This window comes from Campylobacter concisus, from assembly GCF_015230035.1.
In the GTDB taxonomy this organism is placed as follows: Bacteria; Campylobacterota; Campylobacteria; order Campylobacterales; family Campylobacteraceae; genus Campylobacter_A; species Campylobacter_A concisus_BK.
On the sequence record NZ_JAAKZD010000008.1, the window covers coordinates 32,754 to 50,715 of the forward strand.

23 protein-coding genes are annotated in these 17,962 nt (G+C 40.9%); 14 read left to right on the forward strand and 9 right to left on the reverse strand.

What is annotated here, in order from left to right:
* Position 1: 1 nt before the first annotated feature.
* Positions 2 to 910, reverse strand: a complete 909-nt coding sequence (locus G6W41_RS06570; protein WP_087581935.1) for a metal ABC transporter solute-binding protein, Zn/Mn family — start codon at positions 908 to 910, stop codon at positions 2 to 4.
* 145 nt (positions 911 to 1,055) lie between these two features.
* Between G6W41_RS06570 and G6W41_RS06575 the strand changes: the two genes are divergently transcribed.
* Positions 1,056 to 1,415 (forward strand): Fur family transcriptional regulator, encoded by a 360-nt coding sequence (locus G6W41_RS06575; protein ID WP_004317429.1) that lies wholly within the window; start codon positions 1,056 to 1,058, stop codon positions 1,413 to 1,415.
* On the opposite strand, the gene G6W41_RS06580 is transcribed toward G6W41_RS06575, so the two are convergent.
* Positions 1,406 to 1,798, reverse strand: a complete 393-nt coding sequence (locus tag G6W41_RS06580; protein WP_194170984.1) for an acyl-CoA thioesterase — start codon at positions 1,796 to 1,798, stop codon at positions 1,406 to 1,408. The two genes, G6W41_RS06575 and G6W41_RS06580, sit on opposite strands and share 10 nt — an antisense overlap.
* Positions 1,799 to 1,844: 46 nt before the next feature.
* Here G6W41_RS06580 and G6W41_RS06585 point away from each other — a divergent pair, with 46 nt between their 5' ends.
* Positions 1,845 to 2,570: a class I SAM-dependent methyltransferase gene (locus G6W41_RS06585; RefSeq protein WP_194170985.1), complete on the forward strand. Its 726-nt coding sequence runs from the start codon at positions 1,845 to 1,847 to the stop codon at positions 2,568 to 2,570.
* Here G6W41_RS06585 and G6W41_RS06590 read toward each other — a convergent pair.
* Positions 2,567 to 3,445, reverse strand: coding sequence for a DMT family transporter (locus G6W41_RS06590; protein ID WP_103650008.1), 879 nt, complete (start codon positions 3,443 to 3,445; stop codon positions 2,567 to 2,569). The two genes, G6W41_RS06585 and G6W41_RS06590, sit on opposite strands and share 4 nt — an antisense overlap.
* Positions 3,442 to 4,191, reverse strand: a complete 750-nt coding sequence (locus G6W41_RS06595) for a DUF4197 domain-containing protein (RefSeq protein WP_103606284.1) — start codon at positions 4,189 to 4,191, stop codon at positions 3,442 to 3,444. The genes G6W41_RS06590 and G6W41_RS06595 overlap by 4 nt, the downstream gene beginning before the upstream one ends.
* Before the next feature lie 108 nt (positions 4,192 to 4,299).
* On the opposite strand from G6W41_RS06595, the gene G6W41_RS06600 reads away from it, so the two are divergent.
* On the forward strand, positions 4,300 to 4,857 hold the full coding sequence (locus tag G6W41_RS06600; protein ID WP_103650007.1) for a manganese efflux pump MntP: 558 nt from the start codon (positions 4,300 to 4,302) through the stop codon (positions 4,855 to 4,857).
* On the opposite strand, the gene G6W41_RS06605 is transcribed toward G6W41_RS06600, so the two are convergent.
* Positions 4,854 to 5,612, reverse strand: a complete 759-nt coding sequence (locus G6W41_RS06605; RefSeq protein WP_103650006.1) for an exodeoxyribonuclease III — start codon at positions 5,610 to 5,612, stop codon at positions 4,854 to 4,856. The genes G6W41_RS06600 and G6W41_RS06605 overlap by 4 nt on opposite strands.
* Positions 5,613 to 5,665: 53 nt before the next feature.
* On the opposite strand from G6W41_RS06605, the gene G6W41_RS06610 reads away from it, so the two are divergent.
* Positions 5,666 to 6,031, forward strand: coding sequence for a diacylglycerol kinase (locus G6W41_RS06610; RefSeq protein WP_103650005.1), 366 nt, complete (start codon positions 5,666 to 5,668; stop codon positions 6,029 to 6,031).
* Positions 6,022 to 6,255 (forward strand): replication/maintenance protein RepL, encoded by a 234-nt coding sequence (locus tag G6W41_RS06615; RefSeq protein WP_103650004.1) that lies wholly within the window; start codon positions 6,022 to 6,024, stop codon positions 6,253 to 6,255. The genes G6W41_RS06610 and G6W41_RS06615 overlap by 10 nt, the downstream gene beginning before the upstream one ends.
* Positions 6,256 to 6,291: 36 nt before the next feature.
* On the opposite strand, the gene G6W41_RS06620 is transcribed toward G6W41_RS06615, so the two are convergent.
* From G6W41_RS06620 to rpsT, 3 genes are all read right to left on the reverse strand, one after another.
* A complete protein-coding gene (locus G6W41_RS06620; protein WP_194170986.1) occupies positions 6,292 to 6,711 on the reverse strand; it encodes a TOBE domain-containing protein in 420 nt (139 codons plus the stop codon).
* A 312-nt stretch (positions 6,712 to 7,023) separates the two neighbouring features.
* On the reverse strand, positions 7,024 to 8,091 hold the full coding sequence (gene prfA / locus G6W41_RS06625; RefSeq protein ID WP_194170987.1) for a peptide chain release factor 1: 1,068 nt from the start codon (positions 8,089 to 8,091) through the stop codon (positions 7,024 to 7,026).
* Between the two features lie 14 nt (positions 8,092 to 8,105).
* Positions 8,106 to 8,375: a 30S ribosomal protein S20 gene (gene rpsT / locus G6W41_RS06630; RefSeq protein ID WP_004317319.1), complete on the reverse strand. Its 270-nt coding sequence runs from the start codon at positions 8,373 to 8,375 to the stop codon at positions 8,106 to 8,108.
* 157 nt (positions 8,376 to 8,532) lie between these two features.
* On the opposite strand from rpsT, the gene glmM reads away from it, so the two are divergent.
* The 6 genes from glmM to G6W41_RS06660 all read left to right on the forward strand — a co-directional run bounded on the left by glmM (position 8,533) and on the right by G6W41_RS06660 (position 13,226).
* The gene (gene glmM / locus G6W41_RS06635; protein ID WP_009295095.1) at positions 8,533 to 9,873 is read left to right on the forward strand and encodes a phosphoglucosamine mutase; all 1,341 of its coding nucleotides are present in this window, start codon (positions 8,533 to 8,535) and stop codon (positions 9,871 to 9,873) included.
* Positions 9,866 to 10,318, forward strand: a complete 453-nt coding sequence (gene lspA, locus G6W41_RS06640; RefSeq protein ID WP_194170988.1) for a signal peptidase II — start codon at positions 9,866 to 9,868, stop codon at positions 10,316 to 10,318. Before glmM ends, lspA begins: the two co-directional genes overlap by 8 nt.
* Positions 10,308 to 10,670 (forward strand): NINE protein, encoded by a 363-nt coding sequence (locus G6W41_RS06645; protein ID WP_194170989.1) that lies wholly within the window; start codon positions 10,308 to 10,310, stop codon positions 10,668 to 10,670. The genes lspA and G6W41_RS06645 overlap by 11 nt, the downstream gene beginning before the upstream one ends.
* A gap of 9 nt (positions 10,671 to 10,679) precedes the next feature.
* Positions 10,680 to 11,114, forward strand: a complete 435-nt coding sequence (locus G6W41_RS06650; RefSeq protein ID WP_004317437.1) for a CopD family protein — start codon at positions 10,680 to 10,682, stop codon at positions 11,112 to 11,114.
* Positions 11,115 to 11,123: 9 nt separating this feature from the next.
* Positions 11,124 to 11,669 (forward strand): hypothetical protein, encoded by a 546-nt coding sequence (locus tag G6W41_RS06655; protein WP_021086664.1) that lies wholly within the window; start codon positions 11,124 to 11,126, stop codon positions 11,667 to 11,669.
* Positions 11,670 to 11,786: 117 nt separating this feature from the next.
* A complete protein-coding gene (locus G6W41_RS06660) occupies positions 11,787 to 13,226 on the forward strand; it encodes an acetyl-CoA carboxylase subunit A (RefSeq protein ID WP_004317286.1) in 1,440 nt (479 codons plus the stop codon).
* A gap of 40 nt (positions 13,227 to 13,266) precedes the next feature.
* Here the strand turns inward: G6W41_RS06660 and G6W41_RS06665 are convergent, their stop codons facing one another.
* Positions 13,267 to 14,196 (reverse strand): PQQ-binding-like beta-propeller repeat protein, encoded by a 930-nt coding sequence (locus G6W41_RS06665; protein ID WP_194170990.1) that lies wholly within the window; start codon positions 14,194 to 14,196, stop codon positions 13,267 to 13,269.
* Between the two features lie 99 nt (positions 14,197 to 14,295).
* Here G6W41_RS06665 and G6W41_RS06670 point away from each other — a divergent pair, with 99 nt between their 5' ends.
* The 3 genes from G6W41_RS06670 to G6W41_RS10315 all read left to right on the forward strand — a co-directional run bounded on the left by G6W41_RS06670 (position 14,296) and on the right by G6W41_RS10315 (position 16,850).
* Complete coding sequence (locus G6W41_RS06670; RefSeq protein WP_194170991.1) at positions 14,296 to 14,868, forward strand: SMI1/KNR4 family protein; 573 nt, start codon at positions 14,296 to 14,298, stop codon at positions 14,866 to 14,868.
* A 170-nt stretch (positions 14,869 to 15,038) separates the two neighbouring features.
* Complete coding sequence (gene gdhA / locus G6W41_RS06675; protein WP_194170992.1) at positions 15,039 to 16,397, forward strand: NADP-specific glutamate dehydrogenase; 1,359 nt, start codon at positions 15,039 to 15,041, stop codon at positions 16,395 to 16,397.
* A gap of 324 nt (positions 16,398 to 16,721) precedes the next feature.
* Complete coding sequence (locus G6W41_RS10315) at positions 16,722 to 16,850, forward strand: hypothetical protein (RefSeq protein ID WP_275944621.1); 129 nt, start codon at positions 16,722 to 16,724, stop codon at positions 16,848 to 16,850.
* Positions 16,851 to 17,962: the final 1,112 nt, after the last annotated feature.

Genomic DNA, 17,962 nt, shown 5'->3' on the forward strand with positions numbered 1-17,962 from the left:
TTTATAGACTTTTAGCGAAAATTTCAGCCGTTTTTTTCATCTCGGCTAGCCAGTTTTCAGGCAGTTGGTCTATCATGACGACCTTTGAACCAGTCTCTTTTGCGATCAAATTTGCAGCCTTTGTTGGAAACTGTGGAGCTACGAAAATAACCTTTACACCGTGCTCTTTGGCTTCTTCTATAAGCTCTTTTAGCTCAGCTGGCTTTGGCTCTTTGCCCTCTATCTCGATGGCGATTTGCTCTAGATCATAGCGCTTTGCAAAGTAGCCCCAAGATGGGTGATATACGATAAATTCACGAGTTTTGACATCTTTTAGCTCGTTTTTGATAAAGCTATCAAGCTCGTCAAGGCTAGCTTTAAATTTAGCCAAATTCTCTTCATAAAGCTTTGCATTTTGCGGGAATTTCTCTATTAGCGCCTTTGCGATGTTATCAGCTTGTGTTTTTACTAAGATAGGGTCAAGCCAGATATGTGGGTCAAGGCCGTCATGGTGGTGATGATGGTGCTCGCCCTCGTGGTCATGGTGCTCATGTTTATGCTCACCCTCGTGCTTATGCTCGTGGTGCTCTTCATGTTCATGCTCCTCGCTCATAGCGATCTTTTCGATGCCTTCTTGCGTCTTTACGATGCGTAAATTTTTAAACGTCTTTGAGAAGCGATCAAGCCACGCGTCTTCAAACTCGATGCCTATAGCAAAGTAAAGCTCGCTCTTTTCAAGCTCCTTCATCTGCTTTGGCTTTGGCTCGTAAGTGTGGGGGTCAGCGCCTTTGCCAACCATCGCATTTACATCTAGCGTATCTCCAGCGATCTGCTCGACAAAAAATTTCGTTGGCAGTATGCTAGTAGTCACAACCGGCTTTGCAAAAAGAGACAAAGCACAAACAGCTAAAAAAACGATAATTTTTCTCATTATCTCTCCTTTAAAAAATAATTGCGAAGTTTAGCAAAATGCAACTTGGTTGCAACTTAAAAAGCAAATGCCTAAATTTAGCCTTTTCTTTTAAATATAGTTTAAATCTTTTAGCGTTAATATACGAAAAATGAAAAGGGCAAAGATGAACGCGAGAAATTTCCTAGAAGAGCACAATATCAAGGCTACGACGCTTCGCATAAAGCTTGTTGAAATTTTACAAAACGCCAAAACACCGCTAAGCTACGATGAAATTTTAGAGAGCCTTGACGCAAACAAGACGACCTTTTATAGAAGTATGGAAATTTTTGAAAAAGAAAATCTCGTGATAAAAACCGAAAACAACCACAAGAGCTACTACGAGCTAGCAAATGAGGCCAAAGCCTACTTCATCTGCGACGTCTGTCACAAGGTGACAAACATCGACATGCCACACCTAAGCGTCGCTAAAAATATAAAAAGTGCCGTGATAAAGGGCGTTTGCGACGAGTGCGGTCACGAGTAAAGTGCGATGATCTGTGCTGGGATAGCTTTTGGGCGGTTTGTCTTTAGATCGATATAGACAAATTCCGTCTTGCCAGTTGCTATTAGCTCGCCATCTTTTTTAAACTCGAAATATCTGCAAGATGTCGCCTTGCCCTCAGTCTGCGTGTAGGTGTAAATTTCTATCTCATCCATCAGCTTTGCGCTTTTTATATATTTTGCTTCATTTTTTCTAATGAGCCAAATTTCACCCCTTTTATACTGCGCCTCAACCGTGTCGCCAACAGCGGCGGAGTGGGCAAATGCGGCCTCTTGCATAAGCGTGAAATAATATACATTATTCATGTGTCCATGCATGTCGATGGCTTGTGGCGGGATGGTGACGTGATATATAAAATCTCTCATTTTTGACCTTTTTTGCTAAAATTATAGCCAAAAATAAGGAGCTAAAATGCAAAATTTATGGGATAAAAAGGCGTCAAACTACCAAAGATTTGACGGCAAGATCAGCGCTATCCAGCAGCAAATTTTTAGTAAAGCCTTGGCTTGGGGAGTTGATTTTAGCGGCAAAGATATCCTTGATATCGGCTGTGGTACGGGCGTTTGGAGCATATTTTTATCAAAAACGGCTAAGCATATAACTGGCATCGATAGCTCAGAAAAGATGATAGAAATTTTAAACGAGGACGCAAAGAGATTTGGCGTGACAAATTTAACCAGCGAGGTTTGCTCGTGGAGAGAATTTAAGCCTGCTAGACACTTTGATATCGCCATTTGCACGATGAGCCCAGCCATTGCAAGCGATGAAGATTTTGCTAAATTTCAAAACTGCGCCAAGCAAAAGCTCTATCTTGGCTGGGATAAACCTAGAAGCTCTGATCTGCTTGAGCCATTTTTTGAAAAATTTGGCCGAGTGCTCTCTCAAAAAAACGTAGTAGATAGGCTTGAAGCGTGGCTAAATGATCAAGGCATCGCTTTTAAGAGTCAAATTTTAAATGAAACTAGGATCGCTAGACGAAGCGTGCAAGAAGCAGCTGAAAATATCTGCTGGCACCTTGAGATAAACGGAGCTAAAAACTACGATGAAAAGACGGTTTTAGCGATGCTAAAAGAGAGATTTGAGGGCGAGTTTATAGATGAGAAAATAGACTCACAAATGAAGCTTTTTGTCTTTTAGAGCTTAAATTTAGAGCAAATTTGCTTGCCAAATTCGCTAAAAATGACGCCAAAGATGATGAGCATGGCTCCAAAAATTTGCCAGATGCTAAGTAGCTCGCCAGCAATAAAATAGCCGATAAATCCAGCAGAGACTGGCTCTAGGCAGAAAAACAAGGCCGCCTTGCTAGCGGTCGTGTATCTTTGAGCGATCGTTTGCACAAAGTAGCAAAATATGGTGCCAATCACAGTTGTGATAAATATCGCTATGAAAAATTCCCTATCAAATTTTGGCACAACGCTACCTTCAAAAAATACAAAGACAAACGAGAGCAAAGAGACGGTGAGAAAGACCACAAATACAAGCGAATAAAGCTCGCTCTTTCTTACAAAGTGGCCATTTAGCGTAGTATAAAGCGCATAAAATATCGCGCAGACAAGCGCTAGTGCCTCGCCGCTCCCAAGTGCGAGCGTGGCGCCACTTAAGAGCCAAAGCCCAAAAATAGCGATGATAGCGCCTAAAATGGCAAAAATGGTTATTTTATTTTTAAAAATAAAAGCCGCCATAAAAGGCACTATCACGCACTCAAGCCCCGTGATAAAGGCGACGCTCGAGCTAAAAGTAAGCTTTAGAGCGTAAGTTTGCGTGGCAAATGACAAAAAGAGCACCGCACCAAGGATAACGCCGTAGATGACGCTTTTTTTGTCAAATTTCTTAGTAAATTTAAGCGCGACAAAGCCCATAAAGATGGCCGAGAGAAAAAACCGGCAAAAGAGCATGACAAAGACGCCATTTGTCTTTAGCGCGTTTGCCATGGGTAAAAACGTAGCGCCCCAAACGACGGCAACTACGATAAGAGCGATGTCGGCTTTGTTTTGAGCGCTTAAATTTCTCATTTAAAGATCGAGTCTAGCACCTTTTTGCCGCTATCTAGGCTAAAGCCGCTTCTTAGCCCCTTTTCTTTCTCGCTCATCACGTTAAATAGCCCATCTAGCGTCTTTCTCGTGATATATGCGTTTAGGTCTTCGCCATCATCTGGCACATATTCGCTTGCGCCTAAATTTTTAGCTAGGCTTTTGACTGATTTTATCGTTTCGTTGTTTTTTGCTGAGCCGCCGATGAAAGAATTTAGCCCATTATAGGCAGTCGCAAAGCTATTATCGCTCATCATTTTTTCAATTATCGGTGTAAATGCCGCCTTTAGCTTTTGGCTGGAGCTTTGCTGCAAATACTTCGTAACGCTGTCGCTGCCGCCGTTAAAGAGCTTTTTGACATCAGCCTCGCTCATATTTTTTATGCTCTCGCTAAAAATTTCAGCAGCCTTTGGCACGGCCGTGGTCGCAGCGTTGTTTATCGACTTGCTAAGGTCCTGCGCCCACTTCTCGCCGCCCACTTTTTTGGCTAAATTTGACGCCATCTCAAGGCTTTTTGGGAGTGGGATTTTGGCTGTGGTGTTGTTTATAAAGCCCTCTTTTGAAAGCTCGCTCACAGCGGCATTTAGCGCCTCGCTAACTAAGCTTTTGTAGTCGCCGCTTGATGCGTGAGTGGCGATTTTGACACCTTTATTTATCATATCATCCATGCTTGCGGCTTGTAAATTTAAAGCAAGCGCGCCACAAAGTATAACAAGAGATCTTTTCATCTTCTCTCCTTTTTTAAATTTAAAGCAAAATCATACAAAAAATATCTAAACGCTTAAAATAAATTTAATATTTTTGCACTAAAATTCACCCTTTTTTGAGGGGAATTTATGCAGCTTTTACTTCTTAGCTTCGCTCTTAGCATGGATAGCGCGGCGCTAAATATGGCAAACGGCGCAAGGTATAAAAGCCTTGGCTTTGGTAAAATTTTATTTATCGCTTTTATGCTTGGCTTTTTTCAGTTTCTCATGCCGCTTCTTGGCTATTTTCTAGGCATTAGCTTTGCTAAATTTATAAGCTCTATCGATCACTTCATCGCATTTTTTATACTTTGTTTTCTTGGCTTTAAAATGTTAAAAGAGGCCTGTAGCAGCGAGGCTGGCGAGTCATTAAGCATGGATATTAAGACCATTTTTGTGGGCGCATTTGCCACTAGCATCGACGCGCTTGCCATTGGTGTCACGCTTAGCTTTGAAGCGGTTAGTATATTTGAGAGTGCGCTCATCATTGGCGTAGTCTGCTTTGTGCTAAGTCTAGCTGCCTTTTATATCGGTAAATTTATGGGTGAAATTTTAGAGAAAAAGGCGCTCTTTTTGGGCGGAGCGATACTTATATTTCTAGGCTTTAAAATTTTGATCACCCACCTGCTAGAAGAGGGCGTGATCTAAATTTCTATCTCTATGCCAACTGGGCAGTGGTCGCTACCAACGATCTCTGGCATGATAAAGGCGTCTTTTAGCCTATCTTTTAGCCCCTGCGAGATGAAGAAATAATCAATCCTCCAGCCGACGTTTTTTGCCCTTGCGTTAAAGCGGTAGCTCCACCACGAGTAAGCGTCCGTAACGTCGCCATTTACGGCTCTAAAGGTATCTATAAAGCCACTTTTTAGCACCTCATCTATCCACGCGCGCTCGATAGGCAAAAAGCCAGAAGTTTTGGCATTTGCCTTTGGATTTTTCAGGTCGATCTCGCGGTGAGCGGTATTTACGTCGCCACAAAATATCACCTCTTTGCCGCTTTTTATAAGCTCTTTGCAGTAAGCTAGAAATTTCTCGTAAAAGTCCATTTTGTAAGCTAGCCTCTCATCGTCCTTTTGGCCATTTGGAAAGTAGATGTTAAAAAGCACGATATCATCAAATCTATGCTCCAAAACTCGCCCCTCCGTGTCGTCAAAAAAGGCTGCTTTTTGCGTTTGCACGTCAAATTTAGTAAGGCTCATCACGCCAGAGTAGCCAGCTCTTACGCCTGAATTTACACTTATATCTTTAAAGCCAAGGTTGTAAATTTCTTTTGGCACGTCATCTTCTTTGACCTTGATCTCTTGAAGTCCCAAAAAATCAGGCCTAACCTCGTCAAGCCAGCCAAAGCCATCTTTTGCCACGACTGCGCGCAGCCCATTTACATTCCAGCTAATAAGTTTCAAATTTCATCCTTTTTTTAATTATAATTATGCCAAAAATCACAAAAAGGAAAGTTATGAGAAACCAGCCAACGTATAAATTTTTTAAAAATTTTGGCTACGCAAGAGAGGGTTTGGCTGAAATTTTTAAAAACGAAAAGAGCTTTCGCATAGAAATTTGCATATTTTTGGTAGCTACGATCTCGCTATTTTTTTGGAAATTTGACCTTATTTTTAACCTATTTTTGATCTTTAGCATGGCATTTGTGCTAGTTTGCGAGTGCTTAAACTCGAGCCTAGAGCGAGTGACTGATCTTGCAAGCCCAGACTATCACGCCCTAGCAAAAGCGGCAAAGGACGCTGGAAGTGCGGCTGTGATGATCGCAAATTTCTTATGTGGCGCGCTTTGGTGCGTAGCGATAGGATATAAAATTTGCGGCTAGAAAAAGAAATTTACAAAGCGCTTCTTGGCGGGAAAAAGATAGAGATCATAAATTTACTTTGCGAGCTAAGCGATGAAAATGGCTTTATCGTGCTTAAAATTTCAGACATTTGTGAAAAGCTAAATGTGAGCAAACCAACCGTGATAAGCACATTTAAGCTACTTGAAGAGAAGAAAATTTTTGAGCGAGTAAAAAACGGGGTTTATAGATTTAAAAATTTATAGTGGCAAGCAAATGCCTGCCACTATTTTGTCATTTAATTATTTAACACCAACTATGATTTGAGTTGCTTTGATGATAGCAGTTACTTTGTCGCCTGCTTTTAAAGCCAAATTTTGAACTGACTCTCTTGTGATGATAGCTGAAATTTTGCTGCCGTTTGCGTCGATGATAACCTCAGCATTTACAGCGCCGTCTTTTATCTCGCTAACAACGCCTTTTATTTGGTTTGTTGCGCTAAGCTTGATGCTGTCGTCTTTTGAAACGATAACGCTTGAAGCTTTGAATAAAAATATAGCTTTTTTGCCAACTTTAAGATCAAGAGCTTTCTCGCTATCAACTGTAATAGTTGCTTTTAGCACCTCGCCACCTGCTAGTTTGCCAGCTATTAGCGAATTTACCGCACCTGTTCTTACTTCTAATATCTCGACGTTTAGTTGATTTCTTGCGCTTAGTGACATATTTTCTCCTTATTTTGATTTAATGTTTGGGTATTATAGAGTATTATTATTAATGCGAACTTATGATCAATTAATAAAATTTTTTAATATCATAAATAAAGATTTATAATTTACCAAAGCCCAAAATATCGTACTAAATGAACTAAAATCTAAAAATTTAATTTAAATTATTTTTGAAAAATATATTGAATAAATATTATTTTTTATTATAAAACAGACAAACTAAGATCGTTTCAAGATCAGATGACTTTATATCTTAGTTTGTAGATTTTTGATTTTTAATGACTTGGTGAGAATTTATAAATTTTGCGCTTAGATGCCAGCTTCAAGCATCGCTTCTGCTTGATAGTGAGTGATAAGCGGCTCGATGATCTCGTCAAATAATCCTGCAGCCATGATCGCATCAAGGCGGTAAAGTGTTAAATTTATACGGTGATCGCTTATGCGGTTTTGTGGGTAGTTATAAGTTCTTATCCTGCCTGAGCGGTCTCCAGTGCCGACTTGACTCTTGCGCTCGCTAGTCTCTTTAGCAAGTCTCTCTTGCTCTTGCATCTCGTAAAGTCTAGCCTTTAGTACCTTCATTGCAGCTTCTTTGTTTTTGTGCTGGCTCTTGCCATCTTGGTTTGTGACAACAAGACCCGTTGGTATGTGCGTGATCCTAACGGCACTATCGGTTGTATTTACTGACTGACCGCCGTGGCCCGAGCTTCTCATAACATCAACTCTTATATCATTTGGATTGATCTCGATCTCGCTGTCTTCAACCTCTGGCATGATAGCCACAGTCACAGCCGAGGTGTGCACCCTGCCCTGACTCTCAGTCTCTGGCACTCGCTGAACCCTATGTGTGCCACCTTCAAATTTTAGCCTAGAGTAAGCGCCTTTGCCCTTTATGAGCACGATGATCTCTTTAAAGCCGCCAGTGTTGCCCTCGCTTTGGCTAACGATCTCAAATTTATATCCACGAAGCTCTGCATATCTGATGTAAGCGTTGAAAAGATCTCCAACAAATAGTGCAGCCTCGTCACCACCAGTACCTGCGCGAATTTCTAAAAATATATTTTTATCATCGTTTGGGTCTTTTGGAAGAAGTAAAATTTTGATCTCTTCTTCAAGCTTCTCTCTTAAAATTTCTAAATTTTTAAGCTCATCTTTTGCAAGCTCGCCAAGTTCAGAGTCCTCAAGTAAGGCTTTATTCTCTTCGATGTCGTTTAGAATTTGTAGATATTTTTTTGCAGCAGTTGCAACTGGTTCGATAGATGATTGCTCTTTTGAGAGCTTTGTCATCTTTTCGATATCGTTTGCTATATTTGGATCGCTCAGAAGCGTAGAAATTTCATCATAGCGATCCAAAAATGGATGAAGTTTATCAGCAAACATTAAAATTTAATAGATTAAGCAGCTTTTAGAGTGTTTACTAATTGAGCAAGGCGACTAACGCGGCGAGCAGCAGTTTGTTTCTTCAAAAAGCCTCTGCTTACGAAGCTATGGATGCTTTTGTTAGCAACTTTTAAAGCTTCATTTGCAGCATTTAGATCTTTAGCTTCTACAGCTACACGCACTGCTTTTGTGATGTTTTTAAGTCTAGTGCGGTAAAATCTGTTTCTTTCTGTTCTTTTTATAGTTTGTCTAGCTCTTTTTTCAGCAGATTTATGGTTTGCCATAATATACCTTTTTTGATAATTTTAGTCCGTGATTATATGAAAAATATATTTAATTGTAACTGAATTTAAGTCAGCTTTAAAACAAATAAAATTTTAGATTTTAAATTTGATAATTTCTGATAAAATAGCACCATTTTATAATAAAAAGGATAAATTGATGAAACTTTTTGGAACAGACGGAGTTCGTGGTAAGGCTGGCGAAAAGCTTTCAGCTCAAACATCTATGCGCCTTGCAATGGCTGCTGGAATTTACTTTAGAAAGACCTCAGCGACAAATGTGATTTTGGTTGGAAAAGATACTAGAAAAAGTGGCTATATGATAGAAACCGCCATCGTTGCAGGGCTAACTGCAGTTGGCTACAACGTCCTTCAAATAGGCCCTATGCCAACACCTGCGATCGCATTTTTAACAGAAAATATGCGCTGTGACGCTGGCATAATGATAAGCGCCTCACACAACCCATACTACGATAACGGCATCAAATTTTTTGATAGCTTTGGCAACAAACTAGATGAAAAAATAGAAGCTGAAATAGAGAAAATTTTCTACGACGACGAGCTCATCGCAAACGCCCAAAAAACGATGACAGAGATCGGCGCAAACAAGAGGATCGATGATGTTATCGGCAGATATATCGTTCAGATCAAAAATTCATTCCCAAAAGAGTTAAATTTAAAGAATTTACGAGTAGTTTTAGATGTGGCAAACGGAGCTGCTTACAAGGTCGCACCAACTGTATTTAGCGAGCTTGGAGCCGATGTCATCGTCATAAACAACGAGCCAAATGGTAGCAACATCAACCAAAACTGCGGCGCACTTCACCCAGAAGATCTAGCAAGCGAGGTAAAAAGGCTTCGTGCTGACATCGGCTTTGCATTTGACGGCGATGCTGATAGACTTGTCGTTGTCGATGAAAACGGCGAAGTTGTGCATGGAGACGCGATACTTGGCTCACTTGCAGCATTTTTACACGAGCAAAAGGCACTAAAAGGTGGAGCCATCGTGGCTACGGTGATGAGTAATGCCGCACTTGATGACTATCTAAAAGCTCACAAGATCAAACTACTTCGCTCAAATGTAGGCGATAAATACGTGCTTGAGATGATGAAAGAAAATGGCATAAATTTTGGCGGTGAGCAAAGCGGTCACGTGATATTTAACGACTACGCTAAGACTGGCGACGGCCTTGTTACTTCGATGCAAGTAGTAGCAATGATGCTTAAAAAAGGTAAAAAAGCTAGTGAAATTTTTGGCGAGTTAAAGCCGTATCCGCAAATTTTACTAAATTTAAAGATCACAGAGAAAAAGCCGCTTGATAAGATAGAGGGGCTAAAAGAGCTTGAGGCCAGCCTTGCAAAAGAGGGCATAAGATCGCTATTTAGATACTCTGGCACTGAAAATTTGATCAGACTTTTGCTTGAGGGCAAAAATCAAACTTTAGTTGAAAAACGCATGGATGAAGTTGAGAAATTTTTTGTAAAAGCCCTAAATGCGTAAAAATTTGGTTAAATTTTTCATCGCATTTTTTCTCATTTTTATCGTTGATCAAGCGATAAAGATGATATTTATAGATGGTTTTTCGTGGGAGGGCGAGTTTTTCTCGCTAGTTCTTACATATAATAAGGGCGTTGCATTTTCGATGTTTGCCTTTTTAGATGAGTGGCTGAAATTTATCCAGATCGCCCTTATCATAGGCGTTTTTATCTATCTGGTTGTTGAGAAAAAGCTGCTTTGCTCGCATGCCATTTGGCTTGGAGCTTTGCTAGGAGCTGGCAGCTCAAATATCACAGATAGATTTATCCATGGCGGCGTCGTGGATTACGTCTTTTGGCACAAGTGGTTTAACTTTGCGGTCTTTAACTTCGCTGATGTGATGATCGATCTTTGCGTCGTGATGATACTTTGGCAAAGTTTTAGAAAAAGGAGAGAGAGTGGGAAATAATATCTACGTCGCATACGCGCTTTGGCTACTTACTGGCTGGCTTGGAGCGCATAGAATTTACCTTGGTAAATTTATCACTGGCTTTTTGATGATGGGACTATTTTTCGTTGGCTACTCTACGTTTTCTTTCATTATAGGCATACCATTCTTAGCTATTTGGGGCATTTGGTGGCTTATAGATGCATTTTTAGTTGGTGCTTATGTCGAGAAAAATTTACAAAAAGTCGAGCTAAAAGAGAGACTAAAACTAAAAGATAAAGAGGATGACTTAAAAAGGCTTTACGAGCTTTTTGAGAGTGGTGCGATCAGCAAGGCTGAATTTGAAGCTAGAAAAGAGATACTTTTTAGATAAGGAGACGTTATGGCAGAATATTATCTTTACTTAAAATACCTCCACTATTTGTTTTTCATCTCGTGGATGGCAGTGCTGTTTTATCAGCCAAGGCTCTACGTTTATCACGTAGAAAATATGGACAAACCTGACTTTGTAAAAGTGGTTGAGGTGATGGAGTATAAGATGTATCACTACATCGGCTGGGTAGCGCTCATCGGCTCATTTGTAACTGGCATATTAATACTTATCGCGATGCCTGATCTTATAAAAACTGGTCACATCCACGTCAAAATTTTAGTTGTCATCTTAATGGCTATCTATCACCTAGACCTTGGACGCTACATGAAGCAGCTTAAAGAGAAACGCTGTAACAAAAGTGGCATCTTCTTTAGAGCTTACAACGAAGTGCCAACTATCGCGATGCTCATCATCATCTGGGTAATGATAGTAAATCCATTTTAAAGGAATTTGATGAAGAAATTTTTAGCATTTATCGCTTTGCCAGCGCTCTTGCTCGCAGCTACTCAGTATTTTGAGCCGATGCAGATAAAATTTGACAACAGACTCTACTCACTAGCAGGCTCAGCCAAGCCTGTGCCAAATTTATTCACGCAGGAGTACTTGCTCCCTGGCGAGAAGATAGATAGTTTTAGCTACATGCTCTCGCTAAATACCCTTAAATTTGACGCTACACCAGAGCAAGCGGTCGAGCAAAAGATAAATGATCTAAAAGAGCTAAAAGCAAAAGGGCTAAAAGTGGCTTATAAAAAGGGCTCGCTCGCAAATGAAATTTATCTTGATATCACGATATTTTCAAACCTAAATGGCGTGCCAACAGCCGAGCACTCGATATATCGCTACACCAAACAAGGCGGAAATTTAGTCCTTTTTACCATCCAAAGGCGTGCTTATAAAAAAGAGGGCATTCAAAGATTTGCTACAAATTTCACGATCGAGTCGCAAGATTTTAGCAAAAAAGCCCTAGCCACACCTTTCCCACAGATCATCAGCAAATAAAGAAATTTGAGTGTAAATTTAGCCTTTTGCACTCAAATTTTAAAACCAGACTTAACAAATTTATCTAAAAATAAAACGAATAGTTATATGATAAGAAAAACTCAAAAAGGATAGCCTATGATACATAAAATTCTTATCGCAAATCGTGGTGAGATCGCAGTTAGGATAGTCAGAGCTTGTAGGGATTTACACATCCAAAGCGTAGGAATTTACACAGCACCAGACAGCGAGTGCTTGCATGTCAGGATCGCTGACGAGGCCTATCAAGTGGGTGAAGATCCGATCAAGGGCTATCTTGACGCCAAAGCTATCGTAAAGCTTGCAAAAGAGTGCGGAGCTGACGCCATTCACCCAGGATACGGCTTTTTAAGCGAAAACTACGAATTTGCAAAGGCAGTTGAGGACGCTGGGCTCATTTTCATCGGTCCAAAAGCCGAAGTCATCAAAAAAATGGGCGATAAAAACATCGCTAGATATCTAATGAAGAAAAACGGCATACCGATAGTGCCAGGCACTGAAAAGCTAAATGATGAGAGCATGGACGCCATAAAAGAGCACGCTAGACGCATCGGCTACCCTGTCATCTTAAAAGCAAGCGGTGGTGGTGGTGGCCGTGGCATCAGGGAGGTCTGGCAAGAAGAAGATATGCAAGATGCCTTTGAGTCGTGCACCAGAGAGGCAAAAGCATACTTTAACAACGACGAAGTTTTTATGGAGAAGCTTGTCGTCAATCCTCGCCACATAGAGTTTCAAATTTTAGGCGACAACTACGGCAACATCATCCACCTTTGCGAGCGTGACTGCTCTATCCAAAGGCGCCACCAAAAGATCATCGAGATCGCACCTTGCCCATCGATTAGCGAAAATTTAAGAAAGATCATGGGCGTGACTGCGGTGGCTGCTGCAAAGGCTGTGGGCTACTCAAACGTAGGAACTATCGAGTTTTTGCTAGATGACTACAACAACTTTTACTTCATGGAGATGAACACCCGTATCCAAGTGGAGCACGGCATCACTGAAGAGATCACAGGTCATGATCTAGTAGTTAGGCAGATAAGGATCGCAGCTGGTGAAATTTTAGAGATCGAGCAAAGCGACATCAAGCCGCGCGGCTACGCGATAGAAGCAAGGATCACAGCTGAAAATGTCTGGGAGAATTTCATCCCAGCACCAGGCACGATCGAGGGCTACTACCCAGCTCTTGGCCCATCTGTGCGCGTCGATAGCCACGTCTATAAAGACTACACCATACCGCCATTTTACGACTCACTTATCGCAAAACTGATCGTCAAGGCGACTGACTACGATCTTGCTGTAAATAAGCTTGAAAGAGCACTTGAAGAATTTACCATCGAGGGCGTGCGAACGATCATCCCATTTTTGCTAACGATCAGCAAAAGTAAGGAGTTTAGAAGGGGATTTTTCGATACTAGCTACGTTGAGAAAAACTTAAAAACTATCCTTGAAAACACCTACGACGATATGAACAAAGAGCCAAATGACGACCTAGAAGAGGTCATCGTAGAGGCGATAAAAAGATATAAAAAGAAGAGATAAATTTATCTTATTGCAGCTTTGGCGATAAATTTCGCCAAGGCTAAATTTCTGCGCAAACTGCATAAATTTTAGCTCCGTCATTTGCCACAGCATAGAGCCTGCCACCACTTACTAGCATGATCTGATCTGCGCTAAGGCTAAATTTCTCAAACTCTATCTCTTTTAATAGCAAGCCATCTTTGGCGCTTATCAAAACTGGCTTATTTTTGCGGTTTGCGAGCAAAATTTGACCCTCGACTAAAACAAAATGCTCCGTGCCGCTGGTTTTAAACTTAAACACCACCTCGCCACTTTTTGCATCCACGGCGTATAGATCTCCGCCCTTGCCAGCGGTGCCAAAGTAAAGCACCCCATCATTCAGGCAGACTGGCGTGTAGAGATATGCGCCAAGCTTTAGCCGCCAGATGGTCTTGCCTATCCTTGCGCCCTGCTCTTTGGGTGGCAAATCAGCATTTAAATTTTCATCTTTTGCTTCGCTTTTGAACTCTGCACTGTCCAAAATTTCTTTGCACTCCATCATAAATGGCGAGCTCATGCGCACGCAAAAGCCATCAAATTCATAAGTTTTAGCGTCGTTATATATCTCTTTTACAGGCTCTTTAGCAACGCCAAGCTCGCTCATCAGCCCATCACTTATCTTTATAAGCTTTGCTGGGAAGTTTATGTAGCCCTTGTAGTATCTAGTATTTAGCACGAAGTAGCCATTTTCTGGGTAGCAACGCGCATTGCTAGCTATAAAAATTTCGCTTTGTTTGTAGGTAAGCGTTGATCTTTTATGCTCGCTAAAGTCGCGCGAAAATGTATCTAGCAGCACGTAGTTTGGTATTAGTTTTTGAGCTATCTCTAGCTCGCTAGGCACCCCAAAAGCAAAATGCACAAATGCAATGCGCCCATTCATCTCATAAATGCCAGTTACGCCGTGCCCGCGAAACTCCACGCCAGGCATATCAAGAGGATATGATCTAACCACGCTAGCTCCTTAAATTTATGGCGATTATAACCCAAATTTCAAAGTGCACTTGGTTAAATTTGATAAAATTTGCCAAATTTAGCAAATTTAAGGACTGGTATGTTTTTAAAATTAGACGAGATCGCTAGAAAACTAGATCAAATTTTCTTGCCACTAGAGCAAGAAGGCATGACTGGCATGAGGCTTTTGCCGCAAAAGGACGCTTCGGCATTTATGCAAGCACGAAAGAGCCTTGGTGTAAATTTCCCAGCCAAATTTACAAAGCTTTTAAGCAAATTTGAGCTTGGAGAGTTTGAAATTTGCAATGTCAGTTTTGGCTCAAGAGGCGACTATGCGAGCGAGCTAGTGCGGCTAAACAGCGTAGATGAGTTTGGTGGCAAATGGTGGCAGGGTGAAGCTCGCCCAGCAAATTTGATAGTTTTTGCCGTGGGAGATCCGTGGATATTTTTGCTTGATTGCACGAGCGGTGCGGTATATGCGTGGCTACTTGAAGATGAGGAGCTTTGCAGCAGGTGCGTTGCGAGTGACTTTGAAAAATTTTTCATAGCGCTTGCCAGCACCTATATAGCAAGGCTAAACGATGAAGCCCTGCCATCAAACCAGCAAATACTAAATTTTGTCCAAGCAGACGACACAGCACTTCCTTTTTGGCAAGAGATGGCGCAAATTTAGTAAAATTTATAAATTTATCCTAGCAACCAAAGCAAAAACCACTTTTTTATAAATTTAGTTTCGATATGTAACACTCATTGCCCAAAATAAAAATATTAAAATATCTTTAAATAAAAATTTTTTCTAGCCGAGTTAATATTTAACTACAAAAAAAGGAAAAAGGAGCAAAAATGAGCGAGTACATCGAACAAACGATGGAGTGGATAAAGAAGACCAACCCAGGTCAAGGCGTCTTTGTCCAAGCTGCGACTGAGGTTTTAAACAGCCTAGAGCCGCTTATCAAAAGAGAGAGCAAGTACCAAAAACACGCGATCCTAGAGCGCATCGTCATCCCAGAGCGCACGGTGATCTTTCGCGTGACATACACAGGCGACGATGGCAGACCAAAGGTAAATAACGGCTACCGCGTGCAGTTTAACTCAGCTGTTGGCCCATATAAAGGCGGTCTAAGGCTCCACCCAAGCGTCGATCTTGGCGTGCTAAAATTTCTTGGATTTGAGCAAATTTTCAAAAACTCACTCACTGGCGTAAATATCGGCGGCGCAAAAGGCGGCAGCACCTTTGATCCAAAGGGCAAGAGCGAGGGCGAGATAATGCGCTTTTGTCAAGCATTTATGAGCGAGCTATATCGCCACATCGGCAACACCGTGGATGTGCCAGCAGGCGACATCGGCGTGGGCGCTAGAGAGATCGGCTATATGTTTGGTCAGTATAAAAAGCTAACTGGCAGATTTGATGGCATCCTAACTGGCAAGGGGCTAAACTGGGGAGGCAGCCTAGCGCGCACAGAGGCTACTGGATACGGACTGGTATATTTCACTCAAAACATGCTAAAAAAAGCTGGACTTGATCTAGAGGGCAAAAAATGTAGCGTCAGCGGTAGCGGAAACGTCGCCATCTACACAGTCGAAAAGCTCTATCAAGCAGGCGCACTGCCTATCACTGTCTCTGACTCAAACGGATATGTCTATGACGCTGAGGGCATCGACCTAGCGGTGCTTAAAGAGCTAAAAGAAGTAAAACGCGCTCGCCTTAGCGAATACACCAAATTTAGACCAAATGCAAAATATGTAAGCGTAAGCGAATACAAAGAGGGCAGAAACGGCGTCTGGGACGTGCCATGCGACGGAGCCTTCCCGTGTGCGACACAAAATGAGCTTCACCTAGCTGACATAAAAGTGCTTTACGCAAATGGCTGCCGCTTCGTGGCTGAGGGCGCGAACATGCCAAGCACGCTTGATGCGATAAATTTCATGCTCGCGCAAAAAGACTTTTACTTTGCTCCAGCAAAAGCAGCAAACGCTGGTGGCGTGGGCACAAGCGGACTTGAGATGATGCAAAATGCTGGCATGACTTCGTGGAGCTTCGAGGAGGTCGATCGCAAACTTCATGGCATCATGAACCACATCTTTGAGCTAAGCTATGAAACGAGTAAAGAGTTTGGCGATGAGGGCAACTTGGTGCTTGGCTCGAATATTGCTGGCTTTAGAAAAGTGGCTGATGCGATGATAGATCAAGGATATGTGTAGGCCATTTTGGCTCTGTAAATTTACGTCCAAGCTAAATTTGGACGTAAATCGATACGAGGCAGGCTATGGTTTTTAGGCAAAATAGAATTTGCCTTTTGCACGGCAAATTTTACTAGCAAGCTATCAAATTTATGCAAGCTTGAAGCATTTTATGCCGTGTTCGTTTTGACAAAATTTTGCTGGTGTGGCGGATATGGATCTGAAGTTTGGTTAAATTTCACTAGGGTAGCGAGCAGACCACTATTTTAGAGCATTTAATAGAAATTTTGTCAAAATAGCTGATATGGCGGCAAATGGTGGAGTGGCGAGGTTTGAGCAGTAAAATTGAAAGTTTTTGCTGTGGAGCATCCTGTTGATATTTTGCTTGATTGCACGAGTGGTGCGGTCTATGCGTGGCTACTTGGTGATGATGAAATTTGCAGCAAATGCATTGTGAGTGAGAAATTTTCATAGCGCTTGCAACTTCGGCATAATAATACTAAATGGTGAAATCCTACCAGAGAATGAGCAAAAAACTAAAATTTCACAAGCAGATAACAGACATTTTTGGCAAGAAATGGCTTATGAAATTTAGTAAATTTAGGCTCGTCCAGCTTAAATTCTCTTTTATAAATTTAAGCAGATAGTAACAAAGTATTTGCCTTTTGGCAAGAGATAGTTAAATTTTATAAATTTAAGCCATAACAAGCAATTTTCTTATCAAATTTACTCCAACAATGTGGCTTTACACAGTCAAATTTCAGCACAGCATCCATGCGAGCAATAAAAAATAGAACAAATTCCAGCAAACAAAAATTAAAATTTTATAAATTTAAGCTATAAACAAAGAAATTTCTTGCTAAATTTTGCTCCAAATAAAATAAAAGCAGTCAAAAGATTTGCAAAGGGCACTTATTAAAGCTATATTTCTCTCGTCAAGTTCAGCAACCTATTAGATGAAATTTAGCTCACGGCACTCGCACACGCACCATAAATTTACAAACTCACAAGAAGTTCAAATTTACTTTATTAGATGGCATTTGCTTGGTCAAATTTCAATAAATCACTCGTGTAAGGGTTGGCAGAAAAAAGGTGTGATAAATTTTGGTAAGTGAAAATTAAAATTTACTGCATTTAACCCACAAATAAGCAAATTTCTCATCAAATTTAGTCACCACATAAAAAGTATTATTAAAACAATATTTCTCTTGCCAAATTTAGCTAGTTCATAGGCAAAATTTAGCTTAAAAACTCTCATGCAAGCATATAAAAAAAGAAATTTAAAAACCCACAAGAAGTTTTTAGGCACAGCGCTTTTGCGAGTGACAGTAAGATAATCAAATTCGAACAAGAGAATTTAAAATTTGCTAAATTTAAGCTACAAGTAATCGAGTTTCTTACCAAATTTAGCCTGTAATTAGACAAATTTTGATTTCAAACACTCGCACAAACACTTAAATTTACAAACTCACAAGAAAATCAATTTGTCTAAATTATTTTCAGCACAACGTCTATACAAGTGATGTCAAAGTATTAAATTCCAGTAAGCAAAAATCAAAATTTACTAAATTTAAGCCGCGTCTAAA

Bases quoted from the DNA above. Each gene is read 5' to 3' on its own strand.
- G6W41_RS06570 (WP_087581935.1), bottom strand. From the start codon at position 910: ATGAGAAAAATTATCGTTTTTTTAGCTGTTTGTGCTTTGTCTCTTTTT.
- G6W41_RS06575 (WP_004317429.1), top strand. From the start codon at position 1,056: ATGAACGCGAGAAATTTCCTAGAAGAGCACAATATCAAGGCTACGACG.
- G6W41_RS06580 (WP_194170984.1), bottom strand. From the start codon at position 1,798: ATGAGAGATTTTATATATCACGTCACCATCCCGCCACAAGCCATCGAC.
- G6W41_RS06585 (WP_194170985.1), top strand. From the start codon at position 1,845: ATGCAAAATTTATGGGATAAAAAGGCGTCAAACTACCAAAGATTTGAC.
- G6W41_RS06590 (WP_103650008.1), bottom strand. From the start codon at position 3,445: ATGAGAAATTTAAGCGCTCAAAACAAAGCCGACATCGCTCTTATCGTA.
- G6W41_RS06595 (WP_103606284.1), bottom strand. From the start codon at position 4,191: ATGAAAAGATCTCTTGTTATACTTTGTGGCGCGCTTGCTTTAAATTTA.
- G6W41_RS06600 (WP_103650007.1), top strand. From the start codon at position 4,300: ATGCAGCTTTTACTTCTTAGCTTCGCTCTTAGCATGGATAGCGCGGCG.
- G6W41_RS06610 (WP_103650005.1), top strand. From the start codon at position 5,666: ATGAGAAACCAGCCAACGTATAAATTTTTTAAAAATTTTGGCTACGCA.
- G6W41_RS06620 (WP_194170986.1), bottom strand. From the start codon at position 6,711: ATGTCACTAAGCGCAAGAAATCAACTAAACGTCGAGATATTAGAAGTA.
- prfA (WP_194170987.1), bottom strand. From the start codon at position 8,091: ATGTTTGCTGATAAACTTCATCCATTTTTGGATCGCTATGATGAAATT.
- rpsT (WP_004317319.1), bottom strand. From the start codon at position 8,375: ATGGCAAACCATAAATCTGCTGAAAAAAGAGCTAGACAAACTATAAAA.
- glmM (WP_009295095.1), top strand. From the start codon at position 8,533: ATGAAACTTTTTGGAACAGACGGAGTTCGTGGTAAGGCTGGCGAAAAG.
- lspA (WP_194170988.1), top strand. From the start codon at position 9,866: ATGCGTAAAAATTTGGTTAAATTTTTCATCGCATTTTTTCTCATTTTT.
- G6W41_RS06650 (WP_004317437.1), top strand. From the start codon at position 10,680: ATGGCAGAATATTATCTTTACTTAAAATACCTCCACTATTTGTTTTTC.
- G6W41_RS06655 (WP_021086664.1), top strand. From the start codon at position 11,124: ATGAAGAAATTTTTAGCATTTATCGCTTTGCCAGCGCTCTTGCTCGCA.
- G6W41_RS06660 (WP_004317286.1), top strand. From the start codon at position 11,787: ATGATACATAAAATTCTTATCGCAAATCGTGGTGAGATCGCAGTTAGG.
- G6W41_RS06670 (WP_194170991.1), top strand. From the start codon at position 14,296: ATGTTTTTAAAATTAGACGAGATCGCTAGAAAACTAGATCAAATTTTC.
- gdhA (WP_194170992.1), top strand. From the start codon at position 15,039: ATGAGCGAGTACATCGAACAAACGATGGAGTGGATAAAGAAGACCAAC.